Annotated in this window: 18 protein-coding genes and 1 riboswitch; of the genes, 8 read left to right on the plus strand and 10 right to left on the minus strand. The window is 39.3% G+C overall.

Translation table 11 applies throughout. The annotated features are described in order from the left end of the window. Positions 1–291: 291 nt before the first annotated feature. From J2S11_RS05540 to J2S11_RS05550, 3 genes are all read left to right on the plus strand, one after another. Positions 292–2,673 carry a copper amine oxidase N-terminal domain-containing protein gene (locus J2S11_RS05540; protein ID WP_307392053.1) on the plus strand — a complete coding sequence of 794 codons (2,382 nt, stop codon included), beginning with the start codon at positions 292–294 and terminating at the stop codon, positions 2,671–2,673. A gap of 180 nt (positions 2,674–2,853) precedes the next feature. Continuing rightward, positions 2,854–3,597: an ABC transporter ATP-binding protein gene (locus J2S11_RS05545; RefSeq protein WP_307392054.1), complete on the plus strand. Its 744-nt coding sequence runs from the start codon at positions 2,854–2,856 to the stop codon at positions 3,595–3,597. Further along, entirely contained in the window at positions 3,594–4,739 is a 1,146-nt protein-coding gene (locus J2S11_RS05550) for an ABC transporter permease (protein ID WP_307392057.1), read from the plus strand. Before J2S11_RS05545 ends, J2S11_RS05550 begins: the two co-directional genes overlap by 4 nt. Positions 4,740–4,870: 131 nt before the next feature. Here J2S11_RS05550 and yhfH read toward each other — a convergent pair whose 3' ends face one another. The 3 genes from yhfH to J2S11_RS05565 all read right to left on the minus strand — a co-directional run bounded on the left by yhfH (position 4,871) and on the right by J2S11_RS05565 (position 7,274). Further along, on the minus strand, positions 4,871–5,041 hold the full coding sequence (gene yhfH, locus J2S11_RS05555) for a protein YhfH (protein ID WP_307392059.1): 171 nt from the start codon (positions 5,039–5,041) through the stop codon (positions 4,871–4,873). A gap of 426 nt (positions 5,042–5,467) precedes the next feature. After that, on the minus strand, positions 5,468–6,631 hold the full coding sequence (locus J2S11_RS05560; protein ID WP_307392061.1) for a DUF418 domain-containing protein: 1,164 nt from the start codon (positions 6,629–6,631) through the stop codon (positions 5,468–5,470). A 67-nt stretch (positions 6,632–6,698) separates the two neighbouring features. Further along, the gene (locus J2S11_RS05565) at positions 6,699–7,274 is read right to left on the minus strand and encodes a guanylate kinase (protein ID WP_307392063.1); all 576 of its coding nucleotides are present in this window, start codon (positions 7,272–7,274) and stop codon (positions 6,699–6,701) included. Positions 7,275–7,445: 171 nt separating this feature from the next. Here J2S11_RS05565 and J2S11_RS05570 point away from each other — a divergent pair, with 171 nt between their 5' ends. Continuing rightward, positions 7,446–8,747 (plus strand): MFS transporter, encoded by a 1,302-nt coding sequence (locus J2S11_RS05570; RefSeq protein ID WP_307392065.1) that lies wholly within the window; start codon positions 7,446–7,448, stop codon positions 8,745–8,747. A gap of 151 nt (positions 8,748–8,898) precedes the next feature. Here J2S11_RS05570 and J2S11_RS05575 read toward each other — a convergent pair whose 3' ends face one another. The 6 genes from J2S11_RS05575 to J2S11_RS05600 form a co-directional block, all read right to left on the minus strand. Then, the gene (locus J2S11_RS05575) at positions 8,899–9,660 is read right to left on the minus strand and encodes a prolipoprotein diacylglyceryl transferase family protein (RefSeq protein WP_307392066.1); all 762 of its coding nucleotides are present in this window, start codon (positions 9,658–9,660) and stop codon (positions 8,899–8,901) included. 2 nt (positions 9,661–9,662) lie between these two features. Further along, positions 9,663–10,184: a TlpA family protein disulfide reductase gene (locus J2S11_RS05580; protein WP_307392070.1), complete on the minus strand. Its 522-nt coding sequence runs from the start codon at positions 10,182–10,184 to the stop codon at positions 9,663–9,665. A gap of 209 nt (positions 10,185–10,393) precedes the next feature. Then, positions 10,394–11,410 carry an NADPH dehydrogenase NamA gene (gene namA / locus J2S11_RS05585; RefSeq protein ID WP_307392072.1) on the minus strand — a complete coding sequence of 339 codons (1,017 nt, stop codon included), beginning with the start codon at positions 11,408–11,410 and terminating at the stop codon, positions 10,394–10,396. A 128-nt stretch (positions 11,411–11,538) separates the two neighbouring features. Further along, a complete protein-coding gene (locus J2S11_RS05590) occupies positions 11,539–12,744 on the minus strand; it encodes a M20 family metallopeptidase (RefSeq protein WP_307392075.1) in 1,206 nt (401 codons plus the stop codon). Between the two features lie 250 nt (positions 12,745–12,994). Continuing rightward, positions 12,995–13,132, minus strand: a complete 138-nt coding sequence (locus tag J2S11_RS05595; RefSeq protein WP_307392078.1) for a hypothetical protein — start codon at positions 13,130–13,132, stop codon at positions 12,995–12,997. A 166-nt stretch (positions 13,133–13,298) separates the two neighbouring features. Beyond that, positions 13,299–14,996, minus strand: a complete 1,698-nt coding sequence (locus tag J2S11_RS05600) for a formate--tetrahydrofolate ligase (RefSeq protein WP_307392080.1) — start codon at positions 14,994–14,996, stop codon at positions 13,299–13,301. Between the two features lie 676 nt (positions 14,997–15,672). Between J2S11_RS05600 and J2S11_RS05605 the strand changes: the two genes are divergently transcribed. Beyond that, complete coding sequence (locus J2S11_RS05605; protein WP_307392082.1) at positions 15,673–17,136, plus strand: Msr family ABC-F type ribosomal protection protein; 1,464 nt, start codon at positions 15,673–15,675, stop codon at positions 17,134–17,136. 123 nt (positions 17,137–17,259) lie between these two features. Here J2S11_RS05605 and acnA read toward each other — a convergent pair whose 3' ends face one another. After that, complete coding sequence (gene acnA, locus J2S11_RS05610) at positions 17,260–19,962, minus strand: aconitate hydratase AcnA (protein WP_307392085.1); 2,703 nt, start codon at positions 19,960–19,962, stop codon at positions 17,260–17,262. 543 nt (positions 19,963–20,505) lie between these two features. Here acnA and J2S11_RS05615 point away from each other — a divergent pair. The 3 genes from J2S11_RS05615 (at position 20,506) to J2S11_RS05625 (ending at position 23,404) form a co-directional block, all read left to right on the plus strand. Next, positions 20,506–20,934 (plus strand): hypothetical protein, encoded by a 429-nt coding sequence (locus J2S11_RS05615; protein WP_307392088.1) that lies wholly within the window; start codon positions 20,506–20,508, stop codon positions 20,932–20,934. A gap of 234 nt (positions 20,935–21,168) precedes the next feature. Further along, on the plus strand, positions 21,169–21,909 hold the full coding sequence (locus J2S11_RS05620) for an IclR family transcriptional regulator (RefSeq protein ID WP_307392090.1): 741 nt from the start codon (positions 21,169–21,171) through the stop codon (positions 21,907–21,909). A 178-nt stretch (positions 21,910–22,087) separates the two neighbouring features. Next, positions 22,088–22,218: riboswitch (SAM riboswitch) on the plus strand. Between the two features lie 94 nt (positions 22,219–22,312). After that, positions 22,313–23,404 (plus strand): sugar ABC transporter substrate-binding protein, encoded by a 1,092-nt coding sequence (locus J2S11_RS05625; protein ID WP_307392583.1) that lies wholly within the window; start codon positions 22,313–22,315, stop codon positions 23,402–23,404.

Here is a 23,404-nt window from a genome sequence, read left to right on the forward strand (position 1 = left end):
TTGAAATGCTGTAATGACCAAGTAGTTACACATAAGTTGAGCGGATTGGGCATATATATTTCCTTGAAGCTATTTATTTTTGCTTTGTTTTTGTCGATATTATATAGAGGGGAAGTAGGGATGGTCGTTTATTTATTGCCTGATACGTGTGTCGGACAAGCTTAGTGGAGAGGTCCATGATGAAGGAAAAAAATATTTTTTAATCAGTCGGGAAAACGGAAACTTTTTATTCAAAAGCAACGTTATATAATTGATCAAGGAAAATTAAGGTAAAGAGTAGGAGGAGCAAGTGTGAAAAAAATAGTCGCTATTTTTACACTAAGTATTTTAGTGCTTTCTAGTTTATTTCAAATTCAACCAGCTTCTGTAGAGGCATCAACCACAAAAATTGTGATTAACGGTACGGAGCTGAAAACAGACCAACCACCTGTCCAGCGCTCAAATCGAACAATGGTACCTCTTAGAGCCATCTTTGAAGCTTTAGATGCGAGGGTAAGCTGGAATCAAAGAACGATGACAGTAGGGGCAACAAAGGATGGTACGTCCATCTCATTAACGATTGGTTCGAGTGTCGCTAGAGTAAATAATCAATCTGTAGCACTAGATGTCTCAGCAATGACGATTAATAATAGGACGATGGTTCCTATCCGATTTGTCAGTGAAGCTTTAGGGGCAAACGTAAGATGGGACGCTGCAACACAAACTGTATTTGTTACAAGTAATACAGAATTAAGAAGCGCTTCTAATGTTAGAGTCAAAGATATTAGTGACCATGGCGATGGACGTGACCTAGAGGTTACCTTTAATAGATCTGCGGACGAGGCTAATGTTGATCATTATCGTGTATTGGTTGTTAAATCAAGCAATGCTAGAAACTTTAACCTTTCTAGAGCAGAAGAGCTATCATACCGTAATTACACAGTAGTAAACAAAACGGGTCAAAATCAAACAGTAAAGCTTACCGACCAAACTCGTGATGTAGATGGGAACTTGATTCGTAACAATGAATCCTATGTCGTCTATGTTTTAACAGCAGGAAATCAAAGAGTGAGCAACAGAAATGTATTATCTGGTGCTTCTCAGGCTATCGTTCTAACTGAAAACATGACTTCCTCTAATGCTGCTACTAATGTAAGAGCTTTAGATGTTAGTGATCATGGTGACGGAAGGGACTTAGAAGTAACTTTTACAAAAGCAAGGCAGGATACGGGCATTGCTAACTATAGAATTATGGTTGTAAAAACAAGTAAAGCGAATAACTTTAATTTGAGTTCAGCTAACAATGTAAATAGTGCGAATTACACAGTTGTATCTAAACAAGGATCATCATCTTCAAGTACAACTATCAGATCTTTGTTAAATTCAAATACTAGAGATACAGATGGAGATTTTATTCGTAACGGAGTTTCTTATACTGTATTTGTTCTATCTGTAGCTAATAACTCTAACTCAAGCAACAATCGACTTTCATCTGCTTCTTCTACTATTACGTTAAGTAGCAATAGCCCTATTCAAGCACCGACAAACATTCGGGCTGAAGATGCAGGGGATTATAACGACGGTAGGGATTTACGAGTTTTGTTTAACAGATCAAGTGATGAGTCTAAGGTTGCTAATTATCGTATTTTTGTAGTTAGGGAAATTGATGCGAACAGCTTTAATCTAAATACAGCAAACAACCTGGCTAACTCAAATAATACTAGAAATCGGTATGTAGATGTTCCTAAAACAGGATATGACATTACTACAACCTTGCCATCTTCTGCTAGAGACACAAGAGGAGACTTAATTTCCAATAACGTACCATACAGAGTATTTGTTATGGCGGTAGGGAACAATCAAGCTAACTACACGAATGCGTTGTCTTCTACTTCTGCTTATATTAGTTTAAGTACGAATCAGCGAGTAGAGGCGGTTACAAACGCTACTACGGACGTTGCTAGTGTTTATGGGGACGGGAGAGATCTAAGGGTAACAATTGCTAAACCAATTAATCAAAGCGGTATTAATCAGTATAGAGTTTTTGTTGCTAAATCAAATAGTAGCTTTAGCTTGGAGGATGCAAGAAACAATGCTAATTACCTTACTATATCTACATCTACATCTACTAACCAAAATAGTGTAAATTTTAATGAGAACTCTACAGATACAAGTGGCGAAACTTTAAAAAGTGGTGTAACTTATAGAATCTATGTTCTGTCAGTGAGCTCTAGTAATACAAATACTACTAATGCATTATTTAGATCATCGTCTATTTTTTCACTTACTGCAACTCCAGTAGATGCAGTATCAATTAATAATTCTGATATCGTACCTAGCTGTGAACAAGGGGGATGTTCAATAACTGTAGAGTTTACTGAACCTGAGAATAAAAGTGGAATTGGACAATATAGAGCATTTGTTGTTCCAGAAAATATAAATTTCACTTTAGGTATGGCCAATGCACGAAGTTCCTTTTTCACTCAAATCCCAGTTGTTCAATCATCAGGCTCTCCGTCATCACCGGCAACTCTAAGCATTAAAAGCGACTACAATGGTGGCACTAACAACGGTGGATATAGAATCTATATTCTTTCAGTATCATCTAATAGCAATTCATTAAACAGCCTTTCAAGTCCATCTAGAACATTTATGCTAAGCTTTGACCAACCTACCTCAGGTGAAAATGATTAAAGATAAGATGAATGTTATTGAGAATCATGCCGAGTTTACGGCATGATTCTCTTCACTTTTTTATATACTTGAATCTCATCCGAAATTAAGGGAAAATAAGGATAAAGCTAAGACGAATCATAGAAGTACTATATAATGGGTACATAACAAGCAAATAGATAAATAAAGGATGGGATCGATGTGTCGGCATTGCTACAGGTAGATCAGCTTACTGGAGGCTACGGAAGTGCGACTCCAGTTTTACATGATGTTTCTTTACAAGTGAATGAGAGTGAGATTGTAGCCCTTATTGGATTAAATGGGGCAGGGAAAAGTACAACCATCAAGCATATTCTAGGACTTCTCCATCCACATAAAGGGACGATACAGATTAATGGTAAAACCTTTACGGAAGACCCTGAAGCCTATCGTTCTCAGTTCAGTTTTATCCCGGAGTCACCAGTTTATTATGATGAACTAACCTTGTGGGAGCATCTTGAGCTAGTAGCGATGGTCTACGGATTAGATAAATCCACTTTCGAGACACGTGTACATGCCCTACTTAAGGAATTTCGGATGGAGGACAAGGTTAAGCGCTTCCCATTCCAATTTTCAAAAGGGATGAAGCAGAAGCTGATGATTATGATGGCTTTTTTAGTGCAGCCGCCTCTTTATATCATTGATGAGCCCTTATTAGGATTGGACCCACTTGGGATTCGTTCTCTATTAGAATGGTTAACGAAGGCTAGACAAGAAGGCTCAGGGATTTTAATGTCCACTCACATTCTTGCTACAGCCGAGAAGTATTGTGATCGTTTTGTTATTATTCATGAAGGTAAGGTCAAGATACAGGGTACTCTTGGTGAGCTTAGAGAGGCGAGTAAGCTACCGCATGCGTCTTTAGATGAGATATATATGGAGCTTACAGTAGGTGGGGCTCAATGAAACTCGATGTAAAGGAACTTTATCAGAAAAGGTTTAAGGAGTTTACTGTGGAAATTCTGAAATACCGCAGTGCGTTTGCAAACAACGGGTTATTGGTTACGATAATATTCCTGACCATTTTAGCAGGTGTGTACTATAGGCAAATGATTGATTTAATTCCAGAGCAGTTTCCAGTGGACTTAGCGTTGACTGTATTGCTTGCCATTGTGCTCACTGTCGGTCGTCATCGGACGTTTCTAAAAGAAGCGGATATGCTGTTTTTACCTACTCTAGAGCGTGAGATGGAGCATTATTTTAGTAAAACATTAAGATACAACTTATTGCTTCAGTGTGGTCTTGTTTTTGTACTACTCCTTATGCTAAAGCCCTTATACGATGCAAAAATTCCACTTGAGCAGCAGAATCTACTATTATTTTATCTGATCCCCGTCTTGGCAAAGGGTTGGAACGTTTATTCCTCTTGGAATGTCCTTAGGGTTCCTTATCCAGATAAGCGCTTTCTGCATGGAGTAGCTAGGCTGTTATTCAACGGGGCACTCCTGTATTGGTTTTTTTCAGGAGGAACATTTCTTATTTTTGAGAGCTTCATCATCGGGGGAGCTGTACTCGGATTAGCTGTTATTGCTTTCTTTATGTACGAGAGAAATATGATTAAGCGTTATTTATATCGCTGGATGAATTTATTAGAGATGGAGCAGAAGCTTCAGGCGAAATTCTACGGGTTTATTAATCTGTTTGTAGATGTCCCGCATATTGGGAAAAAGGTAAAGGAGCGAAAATGGCTAAGCTGGCTAGGGAATATATTGCCCTTTAATAGGAAGCAGGCGTATTTATATCTCCTTTTAAAAACATTTATGAGAACAGAGGAATATTCAAGTCGATTTTTCAGATTAAGTATTGTAGCTATGCTACTGATTTGGTGGCTTCCAAATATTTATGTGAAGGCTGCAATAGGTCTTGGTTTTATCTTTATTACGTTTACACAGATGAAAGGAATGAAAAATTATCATCAGCGTCAGTTTTGGCAAGGGGTTTTTCCTTGGCCGCATCATCTGCAACAAAGCTCATATAGAAAGCTAACCATTAGTCTAATGATGGTTCAGGCTGTTCTATTTAGTCTAGTTCTATTTGTTACTCAATGAGGATAAAGAAAGCTAAAAAGCCTTAACCGACCGCCACCACTGTACAACATCCTAGCCCGAGAGTTTCGCACGGTGCGAAGAAGTAAATGGGTTAGATGAAAATAAGCTCACATGGAAAAGAGGCTGTTGAATTACTCAACAGTCTCTTCCCATTTCCAAACACCGTCTGCTTTTGTTAAAACCTTAGAATGATCTCCAAGACATTTACCACAGGTGTCAACATAGGAATCAAATTGCTCTGTAATTACATCACTACATACGCGACAATGCTTAGGACCGACATTTGAACTGAGAGGGCTCATTTTCATTTCTCCTTCTTTCTATATTTTTTATAGACAGGTAAGAAAAGCTTTTATTGAAGCCTTTTCGAAGAAGTCCTCTAGTCCATCGTTAGAGGAAGCTTTTACATGCAGCCAGAATTTATAAAATTTGAAGAAATCATTGTATCAAATTTTATAAATTCTTAAACGGTAAGAAAAACAGAATGGGGAAGAGGACGATGTCGTATTTAAATGCTAAATGTATTATACTCATTTTATTCTGTTATATAACAATATGACACAATATTTAAAATTATACAACAGTTAATGGCGGAATTTTTAGAAAATAATTTCAAGTAGGTCTACGATTAGTCCCATTTATCACATCATTGCTTGATAAGCTTACATACAAAAAGACCACGAATGATTGTGTAATCGTGATCTTTTGCTAGCTTATTATGTTATTGGTTATTTATACGTAAGCTTACGCCAAATCCATTCTGCTGGTCCAAACTGATAGCGCTTGAGCCATAAATGGCTAAAGAAAATTTGTATAACATAGATACTAAGAGCTAGAACAACAGTCCAGAAAGGAGAAACATCACCATAAAGTCCTAGTCCATAGCTATAAAAAATAGAAGTACAGATGATAGATTGTAACAAGTAATTGGTCAAACCTAATCTTCCTACAGGTGCTAATAGCTGTAGCCCTTTTTTAACAGCAGATTGCTTATACAGAAAGGTGAGCGAGATCAGGTAAAAGATCGTCATAGCAGGTCCACCGATTAAGGCACCTAGGATTTCTATTGTCGCACTATGTGTGAAGGTAGCATAGGCAATTGAAAGTGGGATACCCACAAGCATACTTATAAGCCATGCCCTTTTCAGTTTAGATTTTAATTCATCCATACGTTGGAAAACATGAATGCGAATCATAAACATCCCTAATAGGAACATCCCAAGCACAGTAGGAAGACTGACGATAGAGTTAGCGTACATAAACATGAGCTCATTGATTCTAAAAGTTAAAATTTGAGCATACGTACCTTCACTATAAACGTTTAAGGCCTGTTCAGAGATTAGTGTATAGGTCTGTATCATGCTTTGATCATCTAGATTACTTAGCTCACTTGAAGCCCCCAGCAACAATGTAAACAATAGAGCAGGGAGGATTAAGAGTGAAAAAGCCCATTTTAAAATGGTTGAAGGCTTTCTGTTTCTAAACAGCAATAGAAACAAAGACAGCAGTGCATAGGTCACTAGGATATCGCCCATCCAAATAAAGATGGCATGAATCAAGCCAATTCCTAATAGGATGAATGCCCTTCTTTTATAAAGAGCACGACTGTTAACCTGCTTTTGTTCAGCTCTGGTCATGAATAACATAAAGCCTGCTCCAAATAAGAAGGAGAACATGGGATAAAACTTACCTTCCGCCAAAAAAGCAACCAACCACTGTGTGCCTCGATCTAAGGAGCTATCCCACCATTGGATATTGGCCACATTCAGATAAATAGAAGGATAGGAAAAAATACTCATATTGACTAGAAGAATGCCTAGCAGAGCCAATCCACGAATACTGTCTAGTAATTCAATTCTTTCATTAGCCTTTATTGGTTGAAGCTGGTTCATTACGTATCGTTCATCCTTTCAAACTAAAGAATCTCACTAATGTGAGATCCCTTCATATAGAATGATATTAATATTTACTATCTGGATGATGAGTTATTCCTAAAAATGTTTCAATTCTAGTGGTAAGCTCCTGTGCCGTACTAGCTAGGTCATAGTTTGGGATCACAATATCACAGGATGATTGATAGTCCATTATTTCATCGTAGTGGCTTAGATGTCTTTCGATTGTTTGTGGGTCGTCACCACGTTGGATTTGTCTTTGAGTAACCGTTTCCTTGTCTGCTTGAACAAAGATAGTTAAGGTCTTGTCAAAAAGCTTCTTAAAAATCTCACAGCCTTCAGGGCTTAAGATAGCAAAAAAGCTACCATTCTCCTTCAAGAGCCTTTCACAATCTACTTTTGTGATACCGTAACAAATACCATCCGCTTGAACAACTTCAATAAATTCCTCATTCTGCTCCATTTGCTTAAACTCAGACTCGGTAATATAATGATATTCCTTTCCTTCTGTTTCCTTAGTCCTTTTCTCTCTTGTTGTATAGGAAACAACGCGGGGAATATGCAGAGTAATCCCGATGGCCTCAGCTAAAGTAAATCGTCCAGATCCGTCAGGTCCAACAAATAGCAATGCTCTCCCGTCCATCATGATCCCTCCTTAGTTAAATTTTAAATCTTCAAAAAACAGATGATTATTTCCAGTATATCATAATAGAAGGAAGAATGACAGGGGAGAAGGGGGAATGCGGGGAGAGTATGATATAATAGTAAGGAACACGAAGTATTGAGTTAATCGTGAAGTGGAGGAAAATAATACATGAACGCTGAGCAAGACAAAACTATTCCTCATTCTGAACCATCAGAGCGTCTTTGGACGCCAAGGTTTATCACATTAAGCTTTGTAAATTTCTTAATGTTTACAAGCTTTTTCTTTCTTACCCCTACCTTGCCTATCTATTTAGTTGAGGAGCTACAGGCTCAAGAAAGTCAGGTAGGACTATTAATAGCGGTATTTACACTTGCTGCCGTTGTTTCTAGACCACTTACAGGCTATTTTATGGATAAATCTAGCCATAAGAAAGTGTTTGTATTAGCCGTTATCATATTTTTAATGGCTACAATTGGTTATTTATGGGTAAAAACATTAGCTTTTTTTATGCTCGTTCGTTTGATTCATGGCTTTGGCTTTGGGATGGCCACAACGGCTGGAAGTACTATGGCAGCAGAATGGATTCCTGCTAATCGTAGGGGTGAAGGAATAGGCTACTTTGGAATGTTTGTCGTGGTAGCCATGGCTTTAGGTCCATTAGTGGCAGTCTATCTTGTAGAGATGTTTACATATACTCAGTTTTTTGGCATATGTGTCTTTTTTGCCGCTTTAGGCGTAATCCTCGCTATGTTTTTACGCCCACCTACAAAAATAATTGATGCACATAAAAACAAGAATGAGGTAAATCCCTCAAACGAGAAGAATGAATCAATTCAGCCTAATGAGGAGAAACAAGAAAATTCACTTACTAAGCTTAAGAGCTTATTTTACAAGCTTTTTGAACCAAAGGCTTTCCCAATTTCACTTTGTGTTCTCTTGATTGCCATCGTATTTGGTGGAACGGTAACTTTTATTCCACTCTATGCTGTAGAGCTTGGGGGCTCTAAGCTGGCAGGTGCTTATTTTTCTCTTTATGCTTTAGCTCTGGTATTCTCTAGACCCTTAGCTGGAAAATGGTTTGATCGTAGAGGTCCATTTCTCATTGTTTTACTTGGAGGGATTATCTATTTTATTGGTATTATCACTCTTGGGCTTGCTACAGGACCAGCCTTGCTTTACATAGCGGCCGTTATTATTGGTATTGGCTATGGAAGTCTTCAGCCTAGCTATCAGGCCTTGGTGATTGCTGTATCCCCTGAAAATCGCCGTGGAGCAGCGACAGCCACATTTTTCTCAAGCTTTGATATTGGAATTGGTCTAGGAGCTGTTTTATCAGGCCTTGTTGTTCAATGGGTTGGCTATGGTTCTATGTTTCTGATCTTCTCTGGATTTATTTTAGTATCATTGACTCTTTTTCTTATTTATCATAAACGGAGTACTAACGAATTAGAGATTAATAAGCAGAGTTGAAACCTCTTACTGCTATCCTCGTAGTGATAGGAAGAAGTTAGGGATGTCTGATCGTTAAAGAATACGATTCTGTAGAGGCAATGAAGATAATTCAAAACATCAAGTCACTGTAATACTATAATTGACTAAGAGAACCTGACCGAATGAATCATTAATTGGTCAGGTTTTTTGGATTGTACAAAATAGAACCAATAAGCCCTAGCAGACTTATAATAAGGTAAATCCATTGAGTGGATGAAAGACCTAACAAAGCAGAAGTAGGCTGATAGATAGCTGTAGAGATAGCTAATAAGCCGATCCCTAACAAAAACAAAGAATGAATGGTGCCTACACCACTCCCAAATCTATCTTTTAAGCTTAATAGATATAGTAAAATTGCTGTTCCTAGTAAAAATTGATATAAAAAAATGGGATGATAATTCACAATATTTTCGGCAGATGGGTTAATTATGATTACCTCGTCTAGAGGGATGCCCCAAGGCATTTGAGTAGGCAAGCCGTAGGTTCGTTGGACTACCCAATACAAAGTTAACGTAGCCGTTAGCCACACAGTGAACACATCAAAAAAACGAGCTATAGGGAGATTTCTCTTTTTTAAAGAATATAAGAGCATTCCTAAAGCCGTCAGGACACCTAAAACCATTCCAATCGTACCACCAGTTGCATAAAGAATAGCACTTGGGTTCTGAAAAAGAATCAAAGGCTCGACTAGAACAAAAGAAAACTTCCAAACGATCAAGTATCCAATTATGGCATTCGTCCACACATCACGCCATTCCAAGTAAGGAAAACTAACTTTATTGCACAGCCATTTTACAGGGAATAACAAAGCTAAGCCTATTAATAATAAGATAAGAGTCCTTAGAGGAATGGCTAGTCCTCCAACTGAAAGGAGTTCAGGAATAGAAAACATACCTAATCAACCAGCTTTCTTAACTGTTCTTGTAGCTGTGACCTTGTGGCAGCTCCAACATGCTTATGAACAATGACATTATTTTTATCTACAAAAAACGTTGTCGGGACGGCTAAGACTTGATAGCTCTTACTAACAATCCCGTCTTGATCCAGAAGGACAGGTAAAGCAAACTGATAGTCCTCCATAAATTTATCAACGTTTGGTCTATAGTCTGTATCGGTCATATTAATCGCATAGAATTGAACCCGATCCTTATACTCTTCGTAAACAGAGTTTAAATCAGGTGCTTCATCCTTACATGGACCACACCAGGAAGCCCAAAAATTGATGAGAATAGGCTGATCATTAGACTCAAGGCGATGAGTAACCTCTTCATTTAGGCCTAGCAATTCAAATGGAGGAGCTTTAAAACCAACCTCCGGTTTATGTGCCATAGTTTCTGTTTGGCCTGAGAATGCGCTATAAAATGTAACACCAACAACGATAACAAAAAGGACTAGGAATAAGCCTTTAGATTTCATGTGCAACCTCCTATGTCAACCTAGGTAAATTTTATCATAGTTCCGATTCCTATATTATGAGCATATTATGAAAAATTTAGTATAAGAATTGAAAAAAGCAGCACTCTAAAACGCCGATTTAAGACAAGCGGATGAGTCTAAAATCGGCGTTTTAATAGCTTTAATCTATGCTTTCCTTGCTAACATTTATCAATGGCATTGCTTATAGCTTATGACCAGCCCCGCTCATATTGGTTAGGAGGAGCTAATTCTACATTCAGCTCTTTAGCCGCTGTACGAGGCCAATAAGGATCTCGTAATAGCTCTCTAGCTAAGAATACTAAATCAGCTCTTTCGTTATGCACAATTTCTTCTGCCTGTACACCGGATGTTATAAGACCAACAGCCCCCGTTGCAATGTTAACCTCTCGACGGATAGCTTCAGCATAAGGAACCTGATAACCGGGAAAAGCATCAATCTTGGCCGGTACCACAGCCCCAGAGCTACAATCGATTAAATCAACACCCTGCTCCTTCATTTTTTGTGCATAGTATACGTAATCGTCGATACCAAGTCCTTCAGGGTGAAAGTCATTAGCAGAAATGCGAACAAATAGTGGGCCTGACCATACAGCTTGCACACGATCAATCGTTTCCTCCAGAAAACGATAACGCTTTTCGCGATCTCCACCATATTGGTCCGTACGCTCATTCGTTAATGGAGAAAGAAATTCATTGATTAAATAGCCGTGAGCTGCGTGTAGCTCAATAACATCAAAGCCAGCTTCCTTTGCTCTTCTAGCCCCGTCTAAAAAAGCCTGAATCGTCTCTTCAATTTGCTCGAGACTCAATTCTACAGGTGTCTTGAATTTATCATTAAAAGGAATAGGGGATGGAGCAACAATATCTCCTTCAACCATCGCTTTACGACCAGCATGGGCAATCTGAATCCCTACTTTAGCTCCTTGCTCATGAACAAGCTCAACAAGCTCTCTTAGCCCTTCGATGTGGTCGTCACTCCAAATTCCTAAATCCTGAGGAGAAATTCTGCCTTGAGGTGTAACAGCAGAAGCTTCTAAAATAATGAGCCCAACCTGACCAACAGCTCTGCTTGTGTAGTGTGTCTTATGCCAGTTCATGACCTTTCCATCCTGATTCATACATGAGTACATACACATTGGTGACATAACAATACGATTGGGAAGGGTGACTCCTTTAATCGTGTATGGAGAAAATAAATGAGCCATTTTCAACAGTCCTTTCTCGGTTAATTCAATCACTTAACGAATGTAAGAGTAAAGCTATAAGCTAAGACTAAACTTTCTAAGATATGTTTATTTGAAAAATGAAGTTTAAGCTTATTAAGTAAAGTCTATCAGATAGATGAAACTTCTAATGCAGATTGGAACTCTTCTTTAATCTTCCGTAATAAATCAGCATCCTGTAGAACAGCAAGACCTGTTAAAGCGAGTGCCTTTGCTCCTATTAGCATGCCCTCAAATCCTTCTGAACTTAACGCAGCTTCTCTAAATTCATGGGTATGCCCGATTATTGGTGTCTGTGAAATCCTTATGTAAGGATGAATAGCTGGCGTGGCCTGACTAACATTCCCCATATCTATGGAGCCACTGCCACCACCTTCCTTCTCCTTAATCTCATCATCGCTAATACCAAGGACTGAAAGCTGTTTTGTAAAAGTATCTGATAGTGCCTGGTTTGTTAGCATATCATCATAGCTGAGCTCGTAAAAGGACGTCCCCAAAGTAGCTCCAGTAGCTAAGGCTGCGGCTTCAGCACATGAAATAACTTTTTGCAAAACTTCCTTTAAATATGAACGACTTGCCGCACGGACATAGAATTGAGCTTTGGCATAATCAGGAACAATATTAGCCGCTTGTCCACCCTCAGGGATAATGCCATGAATTCTAACATCAGGCTTTACATGCTGGCGAAGCGCATTGATTGCGTTAAACGTTTGGATCACAGCATCCAATGCATTGACTCCCTCATGAGGAGCAGCCGCCGCGTGAGCCGCTTTTCCGTGGAACTCAAACTGTATGGCATCCATAGCAAGAGATGAGCCGCTTTTTTGATAATGAGAAGAGGGATGAGCCATCATAGCTACATCTAAGTGATTAAATAGTCCTTGCTCGGCCATTGTAACTTTACCTCCACGAGTTTCCTCTGCTGGAGTTCCATAAACAAAAACACGTCCTCCCGTGTGTTCAACAACCTTGCTTAAGCCGATTCCTGAAGCAATGCCCATCGTGCCAATCAGATTATGACCACAAGCGTGGCCTAGACCCGGTAAGGCATCATATTCACACATATACCCTATAGTTGGACCAGGCTTTCCGCTATCAAATTCTGCTGTAAAAGCAGTAGCTAGTCCTGCTGTTCCCAGCTCAACCTGAAATCCATGAGCCTTAAGCTCTTTAGTTAAAATTTCAGCAGCTTTAAATTCTTCATGTCCAAGCTCAGGGTGATGCCCAATATACTGACTAATCTCAAAAAAACGCTGCCTTAAAGCATCAATCTCCTGCTGAATTTGCATCGATAATACGGAATCCTGTAGCCCCATTGGTTATCTCCTTATCATTTCAATTAATTGAATACTATATTAAACCTAGTATTTCATGAAAGGAATAGTTTTGTAAATATTTCTGCTTACTTTATATTAGTGAGAAAAAAGGCATCAAGTTTCTTTTTTCAAAAAGGTCTTCAGTAAGTTAATAGAAGATCACGAGTATTTGCTAGTACAAGCAGACAGATTGGTTAAAATTTTATACAAAAAAGAGGCTAATAGATAGCCTCAAATTTAAAAAGTGTATTCAATTCGATTTTTGTTTAAAATCTCTTTTTAGCGTTGGTTCATCTTTGGATTGATTACGGATTCTATCCTTCAATTCTTCCTCAGATATTTTGCCTTTAATGAAGGCTAAGATATTTTTTGATATGGATTTAGACATTTTTCTTCTCCCTATAGATGGAACATTGGGGGTCATTTCATCTGAGAGGTTTACTCTTATGCAACACCACAATATTCTTCATCATGAATATGTTATATTCTATGACTACAGGGGAGAAGAATATACATTCTACCTATATCTTTTTATCCTTTATCAACTGATTTTCCTAAAATAGACCTACTGCTTTACCTTCGGCATCAACATCCATGGCTAAGGCAGATGGAATTTTCGGTAATCCAGGCATCGTCATCACATCACCTGTTAGTGCTACGATAAACCCTGCTCCGATAGATGGCTTAAATTCACGGATCGTAATACTAAACTCTTGAGGGCGACCAAGCTTTGTTGGATCATCACTTAGTGAGTATTGTGTTTTAGCCATACAGATAGGTAAGTGCTCCCAGCCGTTCTTTTTAAACTCAGCGATTTGCTTTTGCGCTTTAGAGCTTAATTCAACATGTGAAGCTCCATATACCTTCGTTGCAATAGCATGTAGCTTCTCTTCAATCGTTTGCTCTAGCTCATACGTGTGAGTTAGCTTTGTGTTTAACAGGGTCTTCGCTTCAATCAGTGGCAATAGCGTATTGGCCAAATCCTCACCACCTGCTCCACCTTTAGCCCAAACCTCTGTAAGAGCAACAGGAAAGCCTTGCTTCTCACACCAGTCCATGAGCACCTTGATTTCTGCATCTGTATCAGTAACGAAACGATTAACAGCAATGACAAACGGAAGTCCAAAGCCTTGAATCGTTTGAGCATGCTTTTCAAGATTCTTTAATCCGTTCAATAAGGCATCAACATTTTCTTGCTTCAACTGATCCTTAGGAACTCCTCCGTGCATTTTGAGCGCACGAATAGTTGCTACAATGACAACGGCACTTGGATCAAGCTGACCAATCCGTGCTTTAATATTTAAGAATTTTTCTGCTCCAAGATCCGCACCGAAGCCAGCCTCGGTCACAGTATAATCAGCAAGCTTCAGGCTTAGCTTTGTGGCAGCTAAACTGTTACAGCCATGAGCGATATTGGCAAAAGGCCCACCATGAATAAGAGCAGGTGTGTTTTCTAGTGTCTGAACTAGATTTGGCTTTATAGCTTCTTTTAACAATAATGTTAAGGCTCCTTGAGCTTTTAAATCGGCTACAGTGACAGGCTTTTTCGTGTATGTATAGCCAATGACGATTTGAGCTAAACGAGCTTTCAACGCATCTATATCCTCACTTAAGCAGAGGATCGCCATAATTTCTGAAGCTACGGTAATATCAAAGCCATCCTCACGTGGTACACCTTGGAGCGGGCCACCCAGCCCAATAATGACCTTCCTTAGAGCACGATCATTTAAATCTACAACACGCTTCCAAATGACACGTCTAGAGTCGATTCCAAGCTCATTCCCTTGATGGATATGGTTATCAATCATGGCAGCAAGAGCATTATTTGCCGTTGTAATGGCATGCAAATCCCCTGTGAAGTGTAAATTAATATCCTCCATAGGTAAGACCTGTGAATAACCTCCGCCAGCTGCTCCACCTTTAATTCCCATTGTAGGACCAAGCGATGGCTCACGAAGGGCGACAATCGTTTTATGTCCTAATCGATTAAGAGCTTGCCCTAAACCGACCGTTACAGTTGATTTTCCTTCACCTGCTGGAGTTGGATTAATAGCTGTCACTAGAATCAGCTTTCCGTCAGGCTTTGTACGTAATCTATTTAATACTGTACCATTAATCTTAGCTTTATAATGACCATATGGCTCTATATCATCCACTGATAATCCGATTGAGGCAGCAATGTCTGTAATCCTTTTCATTTTTGCCTGTTGGGCAATAGTAATATCATCTTCAATTTTAGTCTGTTGTACCATGTTAGAACCTCCCTATTTGGTTTACTTTTCTATGGAAATGAACACCGTAATAGGGCATTAGACATAGTAAGACCGCCCTATTATAGACACCCCCCTTATTCTACACTTAACTGTTTCTAATTTCATTACTTTTCACCATAATTAGCTTATTCATTTTGTTTTCAGAAGAGACAGTTATCTATCCATATGGTTTGCTTTTTCACAATCCCTTAAACACCAAAACTTAGCAAAGGGATGCTTAAGGAAATAAATTGACAATTTGAATAGATCAATGTTAGTATGAAGCCATATTTTCAAGTAGGAGGATTGCCATCTATGTTACATTCCATGCGTATTCGTTAAGCGTGAACAAAAGAGAAGATATTTCCACAAATGTGGGCTTTTTTGTACTGCTAATTTATACGTATATAGGGACATAGATGACGATTAGGTGAGCGTAGTAGCTTTATTTGCTATACCTGTTAATGATGATGTTCTTATATATAAATGTATTCAAAGGCAGATCATAGCCCCTAGTGGACTTGGTCTGTTTTTTTATGAGTTAACAAATAGAAAATTAGAAAAGAGGGTTGAGAAAATGCCAAAGATGCATTGGTACTTCTTCATATAATCTTCACTTCTTAAATCGCAGATATTCTGCGATCAAAAACTGCGATTTTTGAAGGAGGATATAATAATGAATAGATTAATTAAAGCCAAAGAAATTTATGTTGAATATGCAGGACGAGAGATATTGGATATCGATAAACTAGAATTCTATAGCTATGATCGGATTGGTTTAGTTGGAGCAAATGGGGCAGGAAAGAGTACTTTATTAAAGGTATTATTGGGTGAAGTAATACTTTCAGGTGGAAAGATTGTTCGAGACGGTCATGTTTCCTATCTTCCTCAGCTTGAGGATGAAAAAATGGATGAGTTTATGGACTATGCTTTAATGGGGAAATTAAAAATTACTCAAAATGATGTAAACACCAAAAGCGGCGGAGAAGAAACGCGAATGAAAATTGCACAGGCTTTATCGAGCGATGCTCATGCTATTTTTGCTGATGAACCTACAAGCCATCTTGATCGAGAAGGAATAGATTTCTTAATAAACCAATTCAACTATTATTCTGGAGGCTTACTTATCATAAGTCATGACCGCTATTTTCTTGATCAGGTAGTGGACAAGATTTGGGAGCTGAAGGATGGAGAAATTACAGAGTATTGGGGAGGCTATTCCGATTATCTAGCACAAAAGGATGAGGAGAGGCACATTCAATCTGCGCAATATAAACAATATACCTCAGAGCGTAATCGGCTAGAAAAAGCTATCGAGGAGAAGAAGACTAAAGCCCAAAGGATGGATCAAAAAGCTAAAGGCTCCTCCAAGAAGAATAAGTCTGAAGGTGGAGGAAGACTCGCTCATCAGAAGACAGTTGGCAGCAAACAGAAAAAGCTCCATAATGCAGCTAAGAATATGGAGCATCGAATTGAAGCACTTGGAGATGTAACGCCACCGGAAGACTTGCGTAGCGTTCAATTTCGACAAAGTAAAGCGTTAGAGCTTCACAACCCGTATCCTATTATGGGAAGAGAGATCAGTAAGAAGCTTGGAGATAAGGATATTTTCGAGGGAGCATCATTTCAATTTCCTCTTGGAGCCAAAATTGCTATCACTGGAGCAAATGGAGCAGGTAAGACCACTCTGTTTCGCCTAATACTAGAGGGAGATGAGGGCATTACTTTATCTCCAAAAGTAAAGATCGGCTACTTTGCACAAAATGCCTATAAGTATAGGCAAGATCAAAGTGTCATGGAGTTTATGCTAGAAAGCTCAGACTACCATGCTTCTGAGATACTCTCTGCTCTAGTATCGATGGGATTTTCACATCAGGATGGCAAGAAAAAGCTTGCTAATTTAAGCGGGGGAGAAATGATTAAGCTGCAGCTTACAAAAATCCTTCTAGGTCAATATAATATCTTGCTTCTAGATGAACCAAGCAATTTCCTTGATCTCATGGTGATAGAAGCGCTAGAAAATATGATGAAGGAGTATAAGGGAACGATTATTTTTATTACACATGATGCTCGTCTGGTGGATCATGTAGCGGATGTAGTCTTTGAAATTAAGGATAAACAGATATTGAGGAAGAGATAAAAGGAGTTACATCTAAACGTTAAAACGGTTTGCCTAGAATCTTTTGTCCAATCTCTCCAATAAACTAGAAAAACGACCTCACCGTCTTATGATGGCGAGGTCGTTTCTTTTTAGAAATAATAATTATTTATTTAATTGACGAAGGACAGTTTGCAGGATACCACCGTTACGATAGTAATCTACATCTACAGTGCTGTCTAAACGTACGATTACTTGGAAATCAAACGTAGAGCCATCTTCACGAGTAGCTTTAACCGTTAATTTTTGACCAGGAGTCACGTTATCGTCTAATCCAACAAAGTCGAATGTTTCTTTACCAGTGATTCCAAGAGAAGACCAGCCTGTACCCTCTACGAATTGTAATGGAAGAACGCCCATTCCAACAAGGTTACTGCGGTGAATACGCTCAAAGCTTTCAGCAATAACAGCTTTAACACCTAGCAGGAATGTTCCTTTAGCTGCCCAGTCACGAGAGCTTCCTGTACCGTACTCTTTACCAGCTAGAACAACAAGTGGAGTTTGATCTTCCTTGTACTTCATTGCTGCATCATAGATGGACATTACTTCGTCTGTTGGAAGGTAAGTTGTGTACCCACCCTCTGTACCTGGAGCCAGTTGGTTACGGATACGAATGTTAGCAAACGTACCACGCATCATCACATCGTGGCTTCCACGACGTGAGCCATAGGAGTTGAAGTCCTTACGCTCAACACCACGAGCAGTTAGATACTTACCAGCAGGGCTGTCCACTGCGATGTTTCCAGCTGGAGAAATGTGGTCTGTTGTTACAGAGTCTCCAAGAAGGGCTAATGTTTTAGCTCCATTAATTCCGGAAATCTGCTCTACTTCAGGAGCAAGATCCGTAAAGAAAGGAGGCTCTTGGATATAGCTAGAGCTATCATCCCACTCATAAAGCTTCCCAGCAGGAACTTCGATTTGATTCCATCTTTCATTAGAGTTAAAGACGTTGTTATACTCCTTCTTAAACAAGTCAGAGTTCACATTGCTAATCGCTGCTTTAAGCTCTTCAGATGTTGGCCAAATATCCTTCAGATAAACAGGCTGACCGTCTTTCCCTGTTCCAATTGGGTCATTTGTTAGGTCGATATCTACCGTACCAGCAAGTGCATAAGCAACAACTAGTGGTGGTGAAGCAAGATAGTTGGCTTTAACTTGAGCATGGATACGTCCTTCAAAGTTACGGTTACCACTTAATACAGCAGAAACAGTTAAATCCTCAGCAGAAATAGCTTCAGAAACTTCGTCAGGTAATGGACCGGAGTTACCGATACATGTTGCACAGCCATAACCAGCAACATGGAAGCCAAGTGCTTCTAAAGCATCCATAACGTCAGCATCATAAAGGTATTGAGTAACTACCTTAGAGCCTGGTGTTAGTGAGCTTTTTACGAATGAAGGCTTAGTTAAGCCTTTTTCAACGGCTTTTTTCGCCAAGATTCCAGCTCCAAGCATTACACTCGGATTGGACGTGTTTGTACAGCTTGTAATAGCCGCAATAACTACAGATCCTGTTGTAATAGATGTTCTTTCTCCATTTGGATGCTTGACTGGAGATTGCTTAGCAATTTCTTCATCAGAAAGCCCAAATCCACCTTTATCGATTGGTGTTCTTAGAACATCATTAAAGGCTTCCTTCATGCTTGTTAGCTCTACACGATCCTGAGGACGCTTTGGACCAGCAAGGTTCGGTACTACAGAGCTAAGGTCTAATTCGATCACATCTGTAAATACTGGATCTGGAGTACTATCCGTACGGTATAGCCCCTGAGCTTTATAGTATTCCTCAACAAGCTTGATTTGTTCCTCATCACGACCAGTCATTCTAAGGTAATTCAACGTTTCTTCATCAACAGGGAAGAATCCAACTGTAGCGCCATACTCAGGAGCCATGTTAGCTACAGTAGCACGGTCAGCTAAGCTAATGCTGGATAAGCCTTCACCGAAGAACTCGACAAATTTACCTACAACGCCTTTTTTACGTAGGATTTCTGTTACTGTAAGGGCAAGGTCAGTTGCTGTTGATCCCTCAGAAAGCTTGCCTTTTAATTTAAAGCCGACAACGTCAGGAGTAACGAAATATAGAGGCTGGCCAAGCATTCCAGCTTCTGCCTCAATACCACCAACACCCCAGCCGACAACTCCAAGACCGTTGATCATTGTAGTGTGAGAGTCTGTTCCTACAAGAGAGTCAGGGAATACAGTGTCTTCACCGTCCTCTGTTTTTGTAGCCGCAACTGTTGCCAGATACTCAAGGTTAACCTGGTGGACAATCCCAGTTGCCGGAGGTACAGCACGGAAATTATTAAATGCTGTCTGTGCCCAGCGTAAAAATTTATATCTTTCTTCATTACGTTCAAATTCTAGGTTCATATTATACGTAAGAGCATCCTTAGAACCAAATGCATCAACCATAACAGAGTGGTCAATAACTAGATCAACCGGCACTAATGGATTGATTTTTTCAGGGTCTCCGCCTACCTTTTTCATTGTAGAACGCATTGCTGCTAAATCTACAACAGCAGGTACACCTGTGAAGTCCTGAAGCACGATACGTGCAGGCTTAAAGGGAATTTCCTTCCCTGCTCCCTCACCGTCAGCCCAGTTAGCGATTTGACTAACATGCTCTTTTGTAATCGCTCTTCCGTCAAACTGACGTACAGCTGCTTCTAACAAAACTTTAATGGAGAAAGGTAATTTCGATACAGAAGAAAAACCTTGTTCTTCAAGCTTTGGAAGAGAGTAATATGCATATGATTTACTTCCAACTTGAAGCTCTGACTTTACTGAATATTGATCTTTAGCCATGTAAAACCCTCCTAATCCTTTGGAATTCAAACACAAGAAAATAGTAGGTAGAAAAACTTAGCCTATCCCTAGCAATTAGCGGAAATCTTATTTTTCTTATCTACAAACTGCCCACGAATATATTAAAATGACCTAGTACAAAAAACACCTGTTTCATAGGGTGAAACTACGTTTCCTCTACTGATATAATTATATCGTAAAAAGCACCTCTCGTACATAGTAAGATCATCTTTTTAGGAAAAAAATCGGTTATTATGGAATCAAGTATGAAGCTTGAATAAGATGGTGGTATACGTACTGATAGTGATATATACTTTACAAATATAACCTATTCTATCCATAATTTAGATACAATAGGTTTGTTTTCATGTAAAGAGGATGAAAATCTGAGGTGAGTTCATGTTAAAAAAGAGTTATTTAGCCTACGGGCTATTCTTTGTAATAGCGATCATTTTGATACTTGTCTACAGACATAGTCAGCCTCCAAGCGAGGATGATGTATTTTCCCAGAATTTGTATTCAGCCCCTATTGAGGAGGTATATTTGATAGATCAATCTTATGGTGAATGGGTTACTTTCTTTGAAATGAATCATTCTTTTCATATTAGTAAGTTGGAAAAAGACTGGTTAGGGAACTGGAAGCTTGTTCATTGGGATGGAGAGCCAGGATTTATTGGGGGAGCAGCTATGGATTTATCTAATAATGATGGTGTTATTTTAGGCGCATCAAGTATAACAAACGATCATGAAAACAAGCATACCTCCTTTTACTATGGAATGATTGCAAATTCAAAGGTTGATCAGATAAAGCTGGAAAAAAAGGAGTGGACTGATAAGAATGTAGCTTTGATTGAAACCGAACGGTATAGGTTTTTCTTTTATGTTGCTTATGATAGGCTTGATCCTTTCTCACTACAGGCTTTATCAAATGGAGAGGTCATTCAGCAATTTGGTGGTGGTATACCAGATTAATTAAGAAGAAGTCTAAGTCCTGTAGATCTTTATAATAACAACAGTTCATTATTCAAATGCTCTTTTCTTGTATTTACATTTCCAAATAGAAGGTTATAATTTTAAGAAGCACAATCATGTGTTTTACTTAGTGGAACAAATTATCGTTCCATTCACATAATAGAAACTAGCAGACTAACAACATGATAATACCAGATGAATCCATTTATTAAGACTGATGAAGGTGGTTCCAGTATGGGAGAACAAACGGCAGTACGCTCTGTTGAAAGAGCATTGGATATACTACTATGTTTTACAGATAAAACAGAGCTGAGCCTAACAGAGATATCACAGCGGGTAGGGCTGAATAAAAGCACAGTTTTTCGTTTATTAGCATCCCTTGAACGTAAAGGCTTTCTACAACGAAACGCTGAGAATGAGAAGTATAGATTAGGATTTAGACTGTGGGAGCTGTCCGCACATTTATCAAGAGTGGATGACCCTGCGGTTATGCTCCTGCCTGAGATGGAGCGCTTGAGAGACGTACTTGATGAAACGATCAGCTTATATGTGAGAGACGGGAAAGAAAGAGTAAGGGTTCAGGCCGTTGAAAGTAAGCAAACGATTCGGAGGGTGGCCCCAATTGGGTCAAGGCTTCCTTTATCTGTAGGAGCATCAAGTAAAATTTTAGTTGCCTATGCAGATCCAGAGACTCAGAAAATGATTCTTAATGAGCTCAACTGGAGTTCCTCTAAGGATAAGGAGGAATTTATGCTTCAATTGCTTCATATCCAGCAAACAGGGTATGCTACAAGCATTGAGGAAAGAGAAGTAGGAACATCAGCCATTGCTGCTCCGATACGGAATGGTGCGGGTCAGCTAGTTGCTGCATTAGCTATTTCTGGCCCAGTTGGAAGACTTACCATGGAGAAAATGAAAGAGTTTGCTCCTATTGTCCTTAACTTTGCTTCGCGTATGGGGAGTATGGTTAAATAGTGGGAAGACGCGCCCTTTATTGATTTTCTATGTGCATGAAAATAGGAGAAGATCAAAAAATAAAGTATTGACGAATAAAATTCTGAGTTGTATAGTATATTCAATTATTAACGTAGTTTAATGCATTTGCATATTACTACGTTAAAGTAGAATTGAACTGAAAACAAAATAATAACTACTCTTATCCAGAGCAGGCTGAGGGACTGGCCCGATGACGCCCGGCAACCGACCATTTATCGAATGCTATCATTCATATTTGATACGGTGCTAACTCCTACAATCACAAAAGATGTGGTTGAAAGATAAGAGGCCGAGTCCATGTTGTCAGAAGCCTCTTTCTTTTTATAGAAAGAGGCTTTTTTTCTTAACAAAACAATCATAATTGGGGGAGAGAACAGTGAAAATCAGAGGAAGAAAATCAAGCTTCATAGCCATAGCATGGGTTTTGCTACTTAGTGTATTTTTAGGTGCATGTGGTCAAGGGGCTACAGGTGGAACAGGAGATCAGTCAGGTGGAGAAGCAGAAAATGGACTTCAAGGAAAAAGGATTGCTTTAATTATGCAGCTTAACATCGGTACCTTCTCTGCACAATATATTGATGGAGTTAGGGATCAGGTGGAGAAATTTGGTGGAGAGCTACAGGTGTTCAACGCTGAGGAAGATTTAGCTCGGATGGCTTCCCATTTAGATTCAGCGATCACTCAACAATTCGATGGTATCTTAATTGACCATGGAACACCAGAAGCGCTAGATCCGGGTATCAGAAAAGCACTTGAAGCGAATATCCCGGTGGTAGTCTTTGATGCAGCTATAGATATTGAGGGTGTGACGCTAGTTGAACAAGGTGATCTACTACTTGCTGAGCAGACACTAGAGAAGCTAGTTGAGGACAATGGGACAGATGCTAATATCGTAAAAATTTGGGTGGCAGGCTTCGCCCCTATGGAGCGTCGTCAGGTAGCCTATGAAGAATTCCAAGAAAAGTATCCAGATGTAACAGAGCTAGCAGCTTTTGGTTCAGCAACATCAAATACAGCTCTTGATACACAGTCACAGATGGAGGCTATTCTAAGACAATATCCTAATAAGGGAGATATTACAGCTGTATGGGCAGCGTGGGATGAATTTGCCAAAGGAGCAAGCCGTGCTATTCAACAAGCGGGTAGAGATGAAATTAAAGTGTACGGAATTGATTTAAGTGATGAAGATCTACAAATGATTCAGGACCCGAACAATCCGTGGGTAGCGTCAGCGGCCGTTGATCCTTCCGATATCGGTCGAATCCAAGCACGTCTGTTGTATAAAAAGCTTAACGGAGACTCAGATACCCCAGATCGCCATATCCTCAAGCCAGTTATGGTAACAAGGGATGACCTTCCTGAAGAGCCTGTGACCATGAGTAACCTGCAAGAGCATGTAGAAGAATGGGGACAAAGTGATGATGTGTATGAGGATTGGATGAAAGAGCTAGAAGAACAAGTGAAGGGTGAGTAA

The organism is Bacillus horti (genome assembly GCF_030813115.1).
Classification (GTDB): Bacteria; Bacillota; Bacilli; order Caldalkalibacillales; family JCM-10596; genus Bacillus_CH; species Bacillus_CH horti.

Excerpts from the sequence above, each read along its gene's own strand:
- J2S11_RS05550 (WP_307392057.1), top strand. The coding sequence starts at position 3,594 with ATGAAACTCGATGTAAAGGAACTTTATCAGAAAAGGTTTAAGGAGTTT.
- yhfH (WP_307392059.1), bottom strand. The coding sequence starts at position 5,041 with ATGAGCCCTCTCAGTTCAAATGTCGGTCCTAAGCATTGTCGCGTATGT.
- J2S11_RS05560 (WP_307392061.1), bottom strand. The coding sequence starts at position 6,631 with ATGAACCAGCTTCAACCAATAAAGGCTAATGAAAGAATTGAATTACTA.
- J2S11_RS05565 (WP_307392063.1), bottom strand. The coding sequence starts at position 7,274 with ATGGACGGGAGAGCATTGCTATTTGTTGGACCTGACGGATCTGGACGA.
- J2S11_RS05570 (WP_307392065.1), top strand. The coding sequence starts at position 7,446 with ATGAACGCTGAGCAAGACAAAACTATTCCTCATTCTGAACCATCAGAG.
- J2S11_RS05575 (WP_307392066.1), bottom strand. The coding sequence starts at position 9,660 with ATGTTTTCTATTCCTGAACTCCTTTCAGTTGGAGGACTAGCCATTCCT.
- J2S11_RS05580 (WP_307392070.1), bottom strand. The coding sequence starts at position 10,184 with ATGAAATCTAAAGGCTTATTCCTAGTCCTTTTTGTTATCGTTGTTGGT.
- namA (WP_307392072.1), bottom strand. The coding sequence starts at position 11,410 with ATGGCTCATTTATTTTCTCCATACACGATTAAAGGAGTCACCCTTCCC.
- J2S11_RS05590 (WP_307392075.1), bottom strand. The coding sequence starts at position 12,744 with ATGGGGCTACAGGATTCCGTATTATCGATGCAAATTCAGCAGGAGATT.
- J2S11_RS05595 (WP_307392078.1), bottom strand. The coding sequence starts at position 13,132 with ATGTCTAAATCCATATCAAAAAATATCTTAGCCTTCATTAAAGGCAAA.
- J2S11_RS05600 (WP_307392080.1), bottom strand. The coding sequence starts at position 14,996 with ATGGTACAACAGACTAAAATTGAAGATGATATTACTATTGCCCAACAG.
- J2S11_RS05605 (WP_307392082.1), top strand. The coding sequence starts at position 15,673 with ATGAATAGATTAATTAAAGCCAAAGAAATTTATGTTGAATATGCAGGA.
- acnA (WP_307392085.1), bottom strand. The coding sequence starts at position 19,962 with ATGGCTAAAGATCAATATTCAGTAAAGTCAGAGCTTCAAGTTGGAAGT.
- J2S11_RS05620 (WP_307392090.1), top strand. The coding sequence starts at position 21,169 with ATGGGAGAACAAACGGCAGTACGCTCTGTTGAAAGAGCATTGGATATA.